General features: G+C 36.1%; 10 protein-coding genes and 1 pseudogene. 3 read left to right on the plus strand and 8 right to left on the minus strand.

Annotated features, from left to right (window positions below):
* Positions 1-787: 787 nt before the first annotated feature.
* Entirely contained in the window at positions 788-1,414 is a 627-nt protein-coding gene (locus F6K15_RS04835) for an ABC transporter ATP-binding protein (protein WP_293057767.1), read from the plus strand.
* Positions 1,415-1,750: 336 nt separating this feature from the next.
* Complete coding sequence (locus F6K15_RS04840) at positions 1,751-2,071, plus strand: antibiotic biosynthesis monooxygenase (RefSeq protein ID WP_293057770.1); 321 nt, start codon at positions 1,751-1,753, stop codon at positions 2,069-2,071.
* Between the two features lie 569 nt (positions 2,072-2,640).
* Here the strand turns inward: F6K15_RS04840 and F6K15_RS04845 are convergent.
* Positions 2,641-5,064 carry a VIT domain-containing protein gene (locus tag F6K15_RS04845; RefSeq protein WP_293057773.1) on the minus strand — a complete coding sequence of 808 codons (2,424 nt, stop codon included), beginning with the start codon at positions 5,062-5,064 and terminating at the stop codon, positions 2,641-2,643.
* Between the two features lie 646 nt (positions 5,065-5,710).
* The gene (locus tag F6K15_RS04850; protein WP_293057776.1) at positions 5,711-7,039 is read right to left on the minus strand and encodes a hypothetical protein; all 1,329 of its coding nucleotides are present in this window, start codon (positions 7,037-7,039) and stop codon (positions 5,711-5,713) included.
* 300 nt (positions 7,040-7,339) lie between these two features.
* Here F6K15_RS04850 and F6K15_RS04855 point away from each other — a divergent pair.
* Positions 7,340-7,675 (plus strand): annotated as a pseudogene (locus F6K15_RS04855) (XisI protein).
* A 266-nt stretch (positions 7,676-7,941) separates the two neighbouring features.
* Here F6K15_RS04855 and F6K15_RS04860 read toward each other — a convergent pair.
* From F6K15_RS04860 to F6K15_RS04880, 6 genes are all read right to left on the minus strand, one after another.
* Positions 7,942-10,857: a P-loop NTPase fold protein gene (locus F6K15_RS04860; protein ID WP_293057779.1), complete on the minus strand. Its 2,916-nt coding sequence runs from the start codon at positions 10,855-10,857 to the stop codon at positions 7,942-7,944.
* Between the two features lie 381 nt (positions 10,858-11,238).
* Positions 11,239-11,574: a XisI protein gene (locus F6K15_RS04865; RefSeq protein ID WP_293057782.1), complete on the minus strand. Its 336-nt coding sequence runs from the start codon at positions 11,572-11,574 to the stop codon at positions 11,239-11,241.
* The gene (locus tag F6K15_RS38130; protein WP_363267291.1) at positions 11,562-11,756 is read right to left on the minus strand and encodes an element excision factor XisH family protein; all 195 of its coding nucleotides are present in this window, start codon (positions 11,754-11,756) and stop codon (positions 11,562-11,564) included. Before F6K15_RS38130 ends, F6K15_RS04865 begins: the two co-directional genes overlap by 13 nt.
* Positions 11,757-11,772: 16 nt before the next feature.
* Positions 11,773-11,979, minus strand: coding sequence for an element excision factor XisH family protein (locus F6K15_RS38135; protein WP_363267293.1), 207 nt, complete (start codon positions 11,977-11,979; stop codon positions 11,773-11,775).
* Positions 11,980-12,252: 273 nt separating this feature from the next.
* A complete protein-coding gene (locus F6K15_RS04875) occupies positions 12,253-13,032 on the minus strand; it encodes a photosystem II S4 domain protein (RefSeq protein WP_293057785.1) in 780 nt (259 codons plus the stop codon).
* Between the two features lie 285 nt (positions 13,033-13,317).
* Complete coding sequence (locus F6K15_RS04880) at positions 13,318-13,827, minus strand: hypothetical protein (protein ID WP_293057788.1); 510 nt, start codon at positions 13,825-13,827, stop codon at positions 13,318-13,320.
* Positions 13,828-13,979: the final 152 nt, after the last annotated feature.

Here is a 13,979-nt window from a genome sequence, read left to right on the forward strand (position 1 = left end):
TATTAGTCAATCCTCTTCTTTTCAAGGAGAGGTAATTATTCATTATTCATTATTCATTATTCATTATTCATTATTCATTATTCATTATTCATTATTCATTATTGAATGTTCTCTAATATTTCTTCTTTTTCTCCTTTCTTCCCTCCTGACTCCTGAGGACTCGCGACAGTTATTTATAAGTATTCAACCGAACATGATATTACTTCTGACTTCTGACTTGCGCGTAGCGCTATATTGCCACTTAAATATGAGTTTAAGATGAAATCAGTTGGCTAAAATATAGAACAAGGTATTGAAAATTTTTTACTACAAAATTTACATAAAATTAGAGTCGTTCAACAATTAAGAATTAATAATTATCTCTCCTTGAAAAGAAGAGGATTGATGAGGATAACTCCCCATCCATCGACCGTTTTTTCTCCTTTAAAAGAGAGGCTTTAAACCTTAATTCTTCGTTAATCAATTCTGTCTAGGTATTTCTATTTGATAGTCAGCTTATAGGTAGAAAAAATTATTTTTAGATTGACTGCTCAAACACACAAATATATTTTATTTTATCTTCCCTCAGTACAGATATTAATCTAAAAATAAAATAGTATTTGACTATGCTAAAAAAAATGTTGTAGATACTTACTTTCAGAATGAATAATTCTCATATCATTTGACACAAAAAAGCATTTTTATCACATGAAAATAATTGAGGTTTATGCTAGACTCAAAAAAAGTAAGAAGTAAGCATTTAGCTGAATGCTTACAGTAATAAAGCACAATCATATTAGATTTCGACATGAATAATCCTAATAATCCTGCTGTTTCCTTTCATCATGTAAATAAGATTTATCCTAATAAAACTATTGCTTTGCAAGACATAAGTTTTACAATTAATCATGGTAAATTTGTAACTTTTGTTAGTCCCTCTGGCTGTGGAAAAAGTACAGTATTGCGATTAATATCAAAATTAAGCGAAGTTAGTTCAGGAAAAATTGAATCAAATATAGACCGGGATAAAAATGAATTAGCTTTTGTCTTTCAAGAACCAACTTTAATGCCTTGGTCTAACGTCATTGATAACGTAAATTTACCTCTAAAATTAACAGGAAAATCTCTCAGAGAATCTCGAACAATAGTACAAGAAGCAATTAATTTAGTAGGATTAGATGGTTTTGAACGTTCTTATCCACGACAATTATCAGGTGGTATGAAGATGCGAGTTTCTATTGCTAGAGCATTAGTAACTCAGCCAAAAATTGTTTTGATGGATGAACCTTTTGGAGCTTTAGATGAAATGACTCGCAGTAAACTGAATAGCGATCTATTAAGGGTATGGCAAGAACGAATAAAGACTTTAGCCTTTTTATGGTCGAAAAAAGTACCTGGTTTTCAGCTCTTCACGCCCAAAAAGTTAGTATTTTAGGCGCATAGTTGGGCAGAACAATTTTGGGACAAAACGCCCGCTCCTACCTCCTCGCTCCCGAGCCATTTCTCCCCTCCTGGGAGTGGGAGGGGCTAAGGGTGGGTTGTCTCCTGTCTCCCCCTCCCAGGAGGGGGAGGGGCTAAGGGTGGGTTGTCTCCTACCCCTACTAAAAGACTAGTGAAGCGCAAACCCTAATTATCCGGATACTACACGATCCCTTCTTCAATAGTTATGTCTGGTGATAAAATTCACAGACAAACTAAAAAGTTAATCAAGTTAAGAAGTCTTATTTTTGACTTTTGATTTGCTATTAAACCCTATCTATCAGGAGAAAAAATGTCTGATTTTATGGATTTTTTGAAGCATAAATATGCTTATGTTGCCTTGGGAGAATTTAAACCAGGAAAGTTTGAAGAAGCAAGAGAACTTTATGAAAAAGCAGTTGCTAGCTATAACGAAGGTTTTAAGGGAGCTTATTTATTGCAGTTGCCAGGAACAGATAAAGGTATTGCCGTTATTTTTTGGGAAGGCGTTGAAGATATGGATGCTAATCAAACTGATGCTTATAAAGCGGCATTGGAACAAATGTCACATTTATTTGCTAAACCACCAGAAACTAACTTTTATGAAACTGTCACTGAGATATTGCCAGAGTAATATCATGTCTTGTTGAGCAGTTTATAAGGAGGAGTCAGGAGTCAGGAGTCAGGAGTCAGGAGGAAAAAACAAGAAGAAAGTTTTTGGCCGCGTAAGCGGAACTCTTTTCTATCGGGCTATTACAGCGGTTTTCATTTGGGTAGAACACAGTAGGGACGTTCCATGGAACGTCCCTACAGGGTTTTGCTTGTGAATATGTGGTTCATCAATTTGAAAAGCGCTGTAAGCGGACATGATCTAATACCAAATTCAAAAAAGGTAGTTACATCTTAATTTGTGATTTATTCCTAAAAGAAAAAATTATAAATTCCATAAATTCTAAAATTTTCACCTTTTTTCCTCTTGAATATTTATGTTTTTCTTTCCCTGTTGCCTGTTCCCTGTTCCCTGTTCCCTGTGTCGTCACGCTTTGCAATATTTTATGAAATTGGTATAATTGGGTAGATCAGGATAATTTTTTGTCAATTTAACTAGACAAATTTTGCCTTTAATATCTTGGCAATTAGACGAATTTTTCTCTGCATTCTAAATTGGGGAATAGACTTTTTCTATCCCCCAACTTCTTAATATTAGGAACTAACTTTGATTGTAATCTGAATCTTATTTGCAGCAGAGGGAACACGCCATTTTAATAGCGATCGCTTAATTTCCTCTACAATTTTTTTATCCTTCAAAGTGGAAACTTCATCATCTAAAATTACTCGAAGTACGCGATCGCCTTTTACCTGCAATTCCAAAACTATTTCACCATGAATATTTGGCGGTAAATTCACATTCTGTAGATGCTGTTGCAGATTTTTTTGCCCTGCTGCATCTAACCCGATAACTTGGATAATTTCCAAAGGAGCATCAGTTGACTTGCTTGAAACTTCTTCATCTATATCGTCTAGAACGATATCATCATCTGCATCTGAAAAGAGATCGATATCATCTTCTTCATACATACCGGAATCGATAAAATCACCTGCGCCGAGATCGTAAGACAATTCAATTGTTTCGGGAATTGTAATCGCTCTTTCCATTTCTTGCTCCATCCAATTTGTTGCTTGAGGTGCTGATGCTTGTATATTTTTACTTGATCGCTTCTTTAGGCTAGCATTTGAATATGACATACTGTGAGCTGCATATTTGTGTACTTGAGGTATTGGAGATGCTGCACCAAAAATTCCCTCATAACTCACTCCCTCTGCCATTTCCACAGGAACTTCCATCGAAATACTCTTACCACCAGGTTCAACTCGCACCTCTTGACTCACCGCAACAAACGCCGTATATTCTGACAACAATTGATAACTTAAAGCAGTCTCCGTCACCTCCTTTACCATCGACTTCTTATCATAATCAAACATCTGATTCATCAAATGCTTAATCTTTTGCCTGGCCCAAATTTGAGCAACTGCCATATTACCACTCTCAGCAAAATGAATATCGAAAGTCTGCTGATAAATTTCCCCACCAGCAGCAATACCATTAACCTGTAACTCACCTCCTACAGCATCCTGTTTGTACCCAAATAAAACCAAAGGTTGCTCGGCAAACAAATCTGGAGTTGTCACCGGATAAATTTCTGGTACTTCACCCCAACCATTCCACTCAACCTCAATTTGAGTCAATACTGGATTATTAATTTGCTGAAAAAATTTCTCTGCTACTTCCTCAGTCGGTTCATCCTGTCGTACAACCCTAGCAATACCCTGCCCAATTTCTGCCAAACGGTTAATCAAATATCGATTTACCGAACTACCCACACCAAAACTATAAAGTCGGTTGCCTGGTTGGAGTTTGTCTTGCACTTCTGCCAATACTGCCTTTTCATTGCCAATATAACCATCGGTCAACATCACAATACTCCGTAGTCTTCCCGCAGGTGGAGGCGGAAATTGCAAAACTTCCTGGATGCCATTAAGTAATTCAGTGCCACCATTTGCAGTTAATCTGTTGATATAGTTAATTGCAGTGGCAATATTTTTAGGTGTATTCGGTAGAGGTTGTTCTGACAGTTTTCTGGCAGTATTGGCAAAGTCGATAATTGTGAAAGTGTCGTTGGGGTTAAGTCCGTGAATAAAACGGCGCATCAATTCCTGACATTTCAACAATGGTTCTCCCCTTTGGGAACCGGAAGTATCCATCAGGAAAACAACATCTTTCGGCACAATTTCATCACTGCGATACCGTAAAGCGGGAATTAGATAAACGGCAAAATATCCGCCACGTTGGTCTGCTTGAGTTAATACTGTTGCTTTGGTATGATTGCTAGCAACTTGATAGCGGAGAATGAAGTCTTTATTTGGGATGGTGTCTTCATTTCCTAATTTAACCGTAACAATTTCTCTTCGCTCAGATGTTTGAATTTGGTGGGATGTAGAATTAACCTGGAAAATTGGCATCCCACAGTCTATTTCTACTGTCATACCAATATCATGTCCTGAACGAGTCGCCGGGGGAACTATTGGCGGTGTAATTTGACTAGCATCGGGAACTTGGTCTGTATCGCCACTTCCATCTATAGGTGTTCCGGGAATATAGCGAGGTCCGACTACCATGGGAAACACAAATTCATAGTCCCCACCTTCAAATTTGAGGGAGTCTGTATAGCGAATAATCACATCTATTTGTTCCCCTGGTTTAATATTTGCCAGAGACTGAGTGAAAATATTATCGCGCTGTTGTTCGAGTAACCCCGCAGTGCGACCTTGTTGTTTAGCTTGTTGATAGATTTTTTTTGCTTCTTCTCGTTTTTTGATATTGCCTTTGATTAAGCGATCGCCGATTTTGATTTCCATTTCATCGACTGCTGCTTCGTCTGGTAGTGGGAAGACATAAGTTGCTTCTAGGGGTTCGGTGAATGGGTTTTCAAATTGTTGAGTAACTTCTACCCTGGATAGGTTGCCCGCTATTTTGGCCTTAACTTCCGTGTGTTTGAGCGGAAAAGTCAGTTTCTCTTCTGAGGATAGAATGTATAATCCAGTTATAGTTGGTATGGTTGCAGACATGAATTTCTATGCTCCTAATAGCTATAGATTTTTTTTGTAGTATTTTAATTCTTCTTGTAACACATCCTAACAATAATTGTCTGTTAAGAATTGTGTTTTATAATTGTCACCCTAAAAATATAGGTTCAGTAGCTGTTGCTTGCTAACACCAAAAAATATAGACTATCCTAGATAAACATCTACAAAATGTCTAGGAGGGGTGAGTCCCCATCTTCCCACCTCCCCTTTCAAATTGATGAACCACATCTTCACACATCAAACCTTGTAGGGACGTTCCATGGAACGTCCCTACTGTGGTCTACCCAAATGAAAACTGCTGTAATTGTAATTAAACAAACTGGATATAAAAATAGGTAGATGATTTCCAAATATCCCCTACCTAATATTTATTAGACATCTGGTGATAATCAAAAATAAAATCAATTATTGCACATAAATTATCAATTATTTTTCCCTACTCCCTACTCCCTATTCCCTACTCCCTACTCCCTACTTCCTTTTTTCCGGAGATATTTACAGGATTTACGCACGGATAGTAAATCAAGAGGGCGAATGCCATTCGCCCCTACATATGGCGTCTTCAAGGTTGATTTGCGTAAGTCCTGATTTATTTATAGCAAAAAACGGTTGTGTATCCTTGGTAAAATTACAAATTTTTCTGTTTATTCTTAGCAAATATCAACAACTCTTGAGCTTCTTTATAATAAGTTGTTCCTGGCTTAATATTCTCTAACTGATTAATAATTAATTGAATTTTATTCGCCAGTATACCACGATTAGAAGTATTATCAACAGCATATCTTTGCCAATCTGCAATTAAATTTTTAGCCTGTTTAAAAGCTATTTTTGACTCTTTTTCTGCTTGCAACCGCATCTTGACATTAGCTAAATTAACCTGATATTCTCCCAGTTTAGTCTGTGCTTCCAAATAAGCTGGGTTATCTCCTGGTATTTTCTGTAATTGATTAATTGCTTGTTCCCATAAACTCGCGACCACTTGCCATTGTTGCTCTGGATGGGGTCCATTTTGGGCAGCTATAGCCGCTTGCATACCAAATTGTTTTGCCACTTGCATAAAAGTGAAACTGAGTTTACTTCCCTTAGCTAAACCCGCCTCTATTTGAAAATCTCGCTTTGTCGCTGCTAACTTTGGTTTCACCATTTTTCCGGCGAGAGTAGTAGGAGGAATTTGCTCTAACTTATCTATTGCCGCTTGCCAGTCAGCGATCGCTTGTTGTTTGTCTGTTGGCGTTGTCGCTTGCTCATACTGTTGTTTAGCAGTTGTAATAGTTTTCTCTGCTTCTGTCAACAATTTTTGAGCATTTTTCTCTTGAAACGCCCTTGCTTCTATTTGCCCCACTCTTTTTCTCGCCCTATCAAATTCATCTACAGTAAATTGCCAAGAACAACTAAAAAAGGTGCAATATCGTTGGGGATAATAACCCAAAAACCATACTGGCAAACCATCAAGGTGTTTTTGCGCTTCAGCAACTCTCTCTGACCCCAAATTAATATCAGCACTAGAAGTTGCTTTATTTATCAATTGGTCTGCTTGTTCAGTTTTAGCGATCGCCTCTCGATAGTTACGATCCATACTTATATAGCTAGGTAATAACACCATTGGTGCGACACTTGCTACTGGTCTACGAATCATGGGATAAGGTAAATTTGCTACCCAAACTAAACCAGCTACTCCCAAAACAGCTAAACCTCCTAACTGAAATAATATGGCTTTTCCTGTGGGATGGTTTTCTTTTACAGCTTGTTTGAGAACTTTTTCGCTAAAAGTGGGATATTGGTCTATAATCAATGGTCGTAATTCTTCTAATTTAACAGGTTCGCCAGACTGCATCCGTAATTTTTCTAATCGTTTCATTACGATTTTCTGGCCTATTTCCCCTGTTAAATCTTCTTTGGATAATTTTTTGATTTCTTCGCTTAATATTTCGTAAGCATAATTATAGAGACGTGGCATAACTTAATCTCCAGTATATCATTATTTCTAGTTTAGCCGAAATAAATTGTTAAATCATCAGAAAAAATATTAATTTTACTTAACTATTTAGGAGCAAAAATATCTGTAAAAATACTGATTTATATCAATTAGATAAATATTTGCTACAAATAACAATCTGTAGGGGCGAATGGTATTCGCCCTTGCTATATGCAGAGTCTCTTCGTAAGTCCTGTTTAGGTTACTATTTACTCAAGGAGTAATTACGGAACAACGTCTTAAACTAATTATTTATAATGTAGAGTAGGAGATAATTATAGAATGGAAAAGTTAGAAAAATACAGAAATTATATTGAGCAAATAATTAAAGAATACGGACAATATAAACCATCTTATGGAGAGGTAGAAGTACAAACAATTTTTGACCGCGATCGCGACCATTATCAACTTTTAAATGTTGGTTGGGATGGCAATGAAAGAATATGAGGTTGTGTTTTACAAATAGATATTAAAAATGAAAAAATCTGGATACAACATGATGGTACGGAAATTGGTATTGCGGGTGAATTAGTAGATTTAGGAGTGTCTTCATCAGATATTATTCTGGCTTTTCATGCTCCTTATAAACGAAAATATACAGGTTTTCCTGTGGAGTAAAAAGAGGTAGTAGGAATTAGGTAGAGATGTTGTATATAACGTCCGTACAAAGTAGGAGGAAATAATTAATTTTATTTTTTATTATTGGAGATGTTTAAGATAGCATTTATCATTAAAGATGAGGTACATTTACGATCCCTCTAAATTCCACTTAGAAAGGGGGACTTTGAAAGCTCCTCCTTTTTGAAACGGTTCCCCCCTTATTAAGGGGGGTTAGGGGGGATCTAAATTTTTGTTGACCGCTGAAGCACTTAATTTACTTTTTTCTACAAGTTTTTGCGGAGAATATCTAAGTACAATTTTAAGACTTTTTCTTTTATTCCTTTATCTGAATTTATATTTGTGATTAAGAGATTTTTTTGCTCTTTCTTTTGTTTTGTTTCTAAACTAGGTATTTCGGCAGTCCATAAACACGGCAGTACACCGTCTAATTCTAAGTTAAGGTCTTTATATGATGACCACCCCTCCTGCTTTTGCCAACCCAAATTTTCGCAAAAATTATTCAAAACCTCTATTGGCGAGTTTTTTGTCTTATCCTTCTTACGGTAAATTTTCTTTTGAACACTGAAGCCAAATTTACCCCCGCTATATTTCACCCAAAGTTGATCGATAGTACGAAGGTCATCAGAAGAGAAGTTTTCAATGGCTTTTGAGTATTGTGAGTATTCAAAGTCGCTTAAGCTTAAGCGCAATAATGGAAATCTGTACATTTGTATTACTCCGTATCCTACTATTGCTCCTCCTCCTACTACTCCTGCTATTGCTCCTGGTACTGCTGCTCTTACTGTTAATGCTACTCCTGCGGCTACTCCGTATCCTACCATAAATCCAGATACTGCTCCTGCTAATATTCCTGAAGGCAGAGATTCACTAAATTCCACTTCCATTTTTGCTTTCTTTACTCTTTTCACTCCTTCTGCTTTTTCTATTAATGCACATAATAATCCCCCTACTCCTGCTAACCCTAATACTAATACTGAAACTTCTAATAATCCTCTCCATATCGCCACTCTTACTCCCACTACTGCTCCTAATAAAGCTGCTGGAACAAACCCTACTATTATTTCTCTCCAAGCTGATAAGTATTTTTTAATTTTATTTGCCTGAAGTATGAGATCAAAAGTTTCATCATTAGCTTCTTTCCACTTACCTGCTGCTAGTAACTCACGAAGCTTGAAATATTTAGGAGATATCCCTTGTGATGAAACTTGCAGTAGCTTTTTAACCGCTCCATTTTCAAAAATATACTTTTTGTCATTATTATTTGATGTCATTTTAGAGCAAAGTAACTGTTGAATTTTTGGGTAATTATTAATCCAATAATTTGCATTTCCTTTGTCCTTTAATGGCATTATTGAGTTATTTACCTGAGAATATCGATCGATAGCAGATTTTTCTAACTCAGCAAGTAGTTGATTATTATTTTTAAGTTCAACAAGAAGACGGGGGTATTTAAGTGTTAGTGCAGTAAACTTACCTATCTGTTCTATAGTTATCGTTTGTCTCTCAGCAAAAGTAACTCCAATAGAATAATAAGCAATATAAGTTTTTAATGTCAGGGCATTAACATATTGTTTTAAGCGACGGGGGTTATTATCAAAAAAAGGAGCAACTATTTCGATCAGGTTAGCAAGATTTTCTGGTTCTAAGTCTTTTTCAATAACTGGGAAAATAGGTAATTCTGTATAGGAAATCTCTGTTTCTTGAAATTCTGATATTTGCTCTAAAATTGCAGATTCTCTTACTTCTGCTTCTGCCTCTTCTTGTGGTGAAGAATATCTGTTGAAAATTTTGGCAATTAAACTATAAAGAATCCCAAAAAGGTATTTTTTTTCGTAATTTTCTATTTTTCTCTGATTTTCAGATACTTTTTCCAGAAAATTATTTAACGTATTTGGAGAAGATTCAGGAACAGAGAATGATAATTGCACAAACTTTTCCAGAAAACTAAAACCATAGTCTACTTGTTTGATCGACCTATCATTTCCATTTTCCAACTCTTGATTTTCTTTAGCAATTGAAGCTAGAAAAGGAATCACATTTTTTTGTTTAAAAGTTATAGATGCTGCCACCTTTTCCCGATCCATTCCCAAAATAAAAATCAAATTTGGGTCATCAGGAATCATCATATTTAGACCTTGCAATAGATCGGCAGCTTTACCTAATTCACAACGGTCAAGGTCATCAATAAAAACATAAATTTTCTCATCTTTACCTACATAAGCACCAACAATTTTCGAGAAATCTTCGTGAAACTTTTCAATAAAAGCAACTTTCTTTTCATAATCAGGAGACTCAAGATATTGAGTTAAATCCATTTTCGGGTCGCCAATTAAATCTCTTATTATTCCCAAAATTTTTCCTATTCCAGCAGCAGAACTACTAATTCCAACCAGTTGTAACAAAATATTTAAAGAAAGATTATTTGCATCTTCATTATTCGTTGATTCTGAATCTTGATTATTATTTTCCTCTGTCTCATTATTAGTTGTTTCAGCATCTTCCTTTTGACTTTTATCTTCCTCCTTTGAATCCGATTTCAGAATGTCAGCCAAATTTTCAGACAACTGATAAATTCCCTCAAAGCCAAATTTCCAGTATACAATTGGAATAGCTACAGTAATACTAGAAATCAACGAAACCATCACTAAAGTCTGAATAGCTTTAAACGGTTTATCTTTAAAATTTAAACGATAAATAAATAGCTGAAACCGACTGTATAAATTATAGAAAAAATCAGGAATATTACGATTTTTAGATAACTCTTCCAAAAAAGAAAGAGCAAAAGTCGCCCAAAGTGACTCTGATTTTTCATGTCGCCAAGCATTAAACCAAACAGTTTGTGTTTTTTGTTTAAATCCTAATCTAATAAATTTACCAATATCTGATAGATTGCTGAAAATAATCTGGTCTTCTTTAATTTTATGCCAAACCTCTACTAAATCTTTTTGATCTAATTCTTCAGACTTCTTAAAAATCTCCTTTTCCAACTGTTTCATAAAAGAAGATTTACCACTACCCCATTCACCTTCGATAGAAATAGTCAGTGGAGGTTTTGTATTTTCATTAGTTAAAAATTCAGCCATAGCTATCACATAAGGAGCAAAACCAAGTTCATCTTCTGTTGTTGCTTGGTCTCCGACAGTAATAATTTTGTTGGATTTATCTGTAGATTCTGACATTAGTTGATAAATTAAAAATAATCTTGATTTCTAATGATTTGTTGATAACAAAATAGGTTCAATTCCTCTTGCTTTTTCTTCCCTCCTGTCTCCTGTCTCCTGTCTCCCGTCTCCTTCTTTATGTTTAGAGATATCTATTTTTGGCGTTGTTGAATTGAAGTATGAATGCGCGATTGTTTGCTTCTGGTCAAGCCCCCGCGCATCCCCCAAAATTGGGGGACTTTTAGAATTTTATTCCCCCCAAAATTGGCTTGCTCGGCTAGCTCTGCATCATACCCAGAAAGCAACGCCCTATTTTTGTTGGGTTTATCCTCCGGATAAGCTCCGCTAACCTGACGTCAACCAAACCTACACTTGTGCTAAATAGCTAAATGCTTACGTTCAGTTTTTCCCATAACGAGTAAATTGACGCTTAAAAGCAGAATGAAAACCGATAACTATATCTGAAGTAGGTACACCCATCTGCTCTAATCTCTCAGCAACAGACTCTTCCGTACCATTATATTGAATCCAAATTTTGCCATCTATAATATCAAAGTGCATCACAGGACCAAATACTCGTTTATCCCCTTGCCAACCTACATAAGCTAGTTGATAATGGTCACGTTCTGTATCAAATATTAATTCATCTTTTACTGTATTATTAGTATTTGCTATTTCTGCGTGTGAACTCAAAATTTCCTGAACAAATTGTCGATATTGTTCTAATTTATCCATTCAGAAATCACCTCCAATTTAGGATTATAAATAATCAGTTTGACTTGATAACGTTTCAGAGAACGTTGGATAAAAGGAAGCTGAAAAAAATCTTGATAAGTTTCCACAGGAATAGCTAAATAAACAATTCGATCTGCTTCCTGTTCTTCAAGTGCTTGACAATAGTTAAGATATTGTCCCAATGCAGTATGAAATGAGCTAATATCTGAGTCTGCAACGCCAGCTTTTAATTTCTACAGCAATTTTTTCAGAACCTCTTTCTACTGCAATAGCATTTTCTGCTGCCAAATCTATTTGTAATTTGATAGCTTCACTAATCTGAATTGTCAAAGGATCGTGGGTGATATTCCATCCATCCTTGATTAGAGCATTTTTAACCTGTTGATGGAAAATGTCTTTTGCCATTGTAGATAATTTTCATAATATCAGGACTTACGCACGGATACTAAATCTAGTGAGGGCGAATGCCATTTCCTAAGGTCATGCTCCGCAAACGCCCCTACATATGGAATTTTCAATGTTAATTTGCGTAAGTCCTGAGATATTTATTTTTGTTGGGTTTATCCTCCGGATAAGCTCCGCTAACCTGATGTCAACCCAACCTACACAACCTTCTTCTCCTCTTGCTTCTTCTTCCCTCCTGACTCCTGTCTCCTGTCTCCTGACTCCTTCTTCAACCTAAACATACCGTGTCAAATTAACCCGATAACGTTCTTTTTTCGTAATCGCAACATCCCCTACTTCTAACCTTCCTTTACCCCGAATAGCAATTAAATCTCCAGTTTTTACCGTATAACTTGCCTGACTAACTTCTTTCCAATTTACCCGCACATCTCCCCCTTCAATAAAACCAACCATTTTACTGCGAGACATTCCAAAACCAGCAGAAGCAACTGCATCTAATCTCATAGAAGCTTCCACAGTTGTTAACTCTTTCTTTTTCGGTTCTCTTATTCTTAAATCACTCAATTCTAAAGGTTTAACTTTCACAGGAACAGACCGAACTTGTTGCAGATTCATTTCTAAATACTCCACCAATTCAGGTACTACTATTACCTGAGCGCCACGTTCTCCCAAAACAATAATATCCCCCGTTTTTTCTCTGATAATTCCCGTACCTAACATCGAACCAAGAAAATCTCGGTGAGTAGCAGTATCAAACAGAAAATTGCCCTCAATATTAATCGCTGTTAATTCCACACTCGAAGTATCAATAGGTAAATCTGAACGAGCGATCGCTAATCTTTTTCGTTCAGCTTGAGGATAACCACCCCAGGAAACTAACTCTACTTCTGTCAACTTTTGAAAAATTGCTTCCGACTCAAATATTTCTGGCGGTGACAAAAAATCACTCTGAGTAATTTCCCAAGTTCTGATAGCTTGTTCTGCTAGATCAATGATGCGAGTAATAGTTTCGCGATTTTCAATTCCTTTGAGAAGTTCTTCTTTTGGTAACATAATTATTTATTTAGGGAGTAGGGAGTAGGGAGTAGGGAGTAGTTAGGATATGTAGTGCGGGCATCTTGCCCGCAACCAGATTTGATATAACCCGATTTCAAATAGCGTTTAGGAGAACCTTTGTTCTCTCCAGTTATTAATTATGGTGTTGGTGATTTTGGCTATGATTGTGCTTTAATGGCAATTGCTAAACTATTAACTAAAAAGCATTTTATATTTGGCAAAATTTAGGTTTCATAGCTTGATTCACCAACGCCTTAATTATTAATTATTAATTATTAATTATTAATTATTTGAAGTATATCCTTGGATATTTTCTGGTTTAAACTGATATAAAGTACGAGTTGCTAGACGAATCAGAGCTTCTGAACCCTCAACAACAATCAAATACTTACCAGCATTAAGGCGGTTACGATAGGGAACAGCATCACCACCACCAAAAATTAGACCCACTCCACCACCAACAAAAGTTCCACCCATTGCACCAGAAATAGCCCCCAATATACCACCAATAAAATGATTACCAAATTCTCCTGCCCAAGCAAAAGTATTCAATCCTGTAATGACACTAAAAGTAACACCAGCAGCAAAGCCAAAAGGTGCAAGCCAAGTAACCATTTGTTTTGCTTGTTTACGGGCCTGTTCATTAGGATCGATTAGGCCATATTCATCAGCAGTTTGATAGCCCCGGCCCAATATTGCCACTTGTTTCATTGGCAAGTCTTCTTTTTCCAAAGCAGAATAAGCAGATTCAGCTTGAATGCGGTCTGATAATACAGCAACGAGATAATTCATAAAATTTGATCGAAGCAATCTAAAATATTTCTGACAATCAATAAAATTATAGGCCCATACTGATACTCTGAAGGGTGAGGTTAAGTCAGCAGCTAATGTTTTTGCTAAATAAAGCTGTTTCAGAAACTAAAAAATTAAACTGAAGCGGAAGT

It is taken from the genome of Okeania sp. SIO2B3, assembly GCF_010672525.1.
GTDB lineage: Bacteria > Cyanobacteriota > Cyanobacteriia > Cyanobacteriales > Microcoleaceae > Okeania.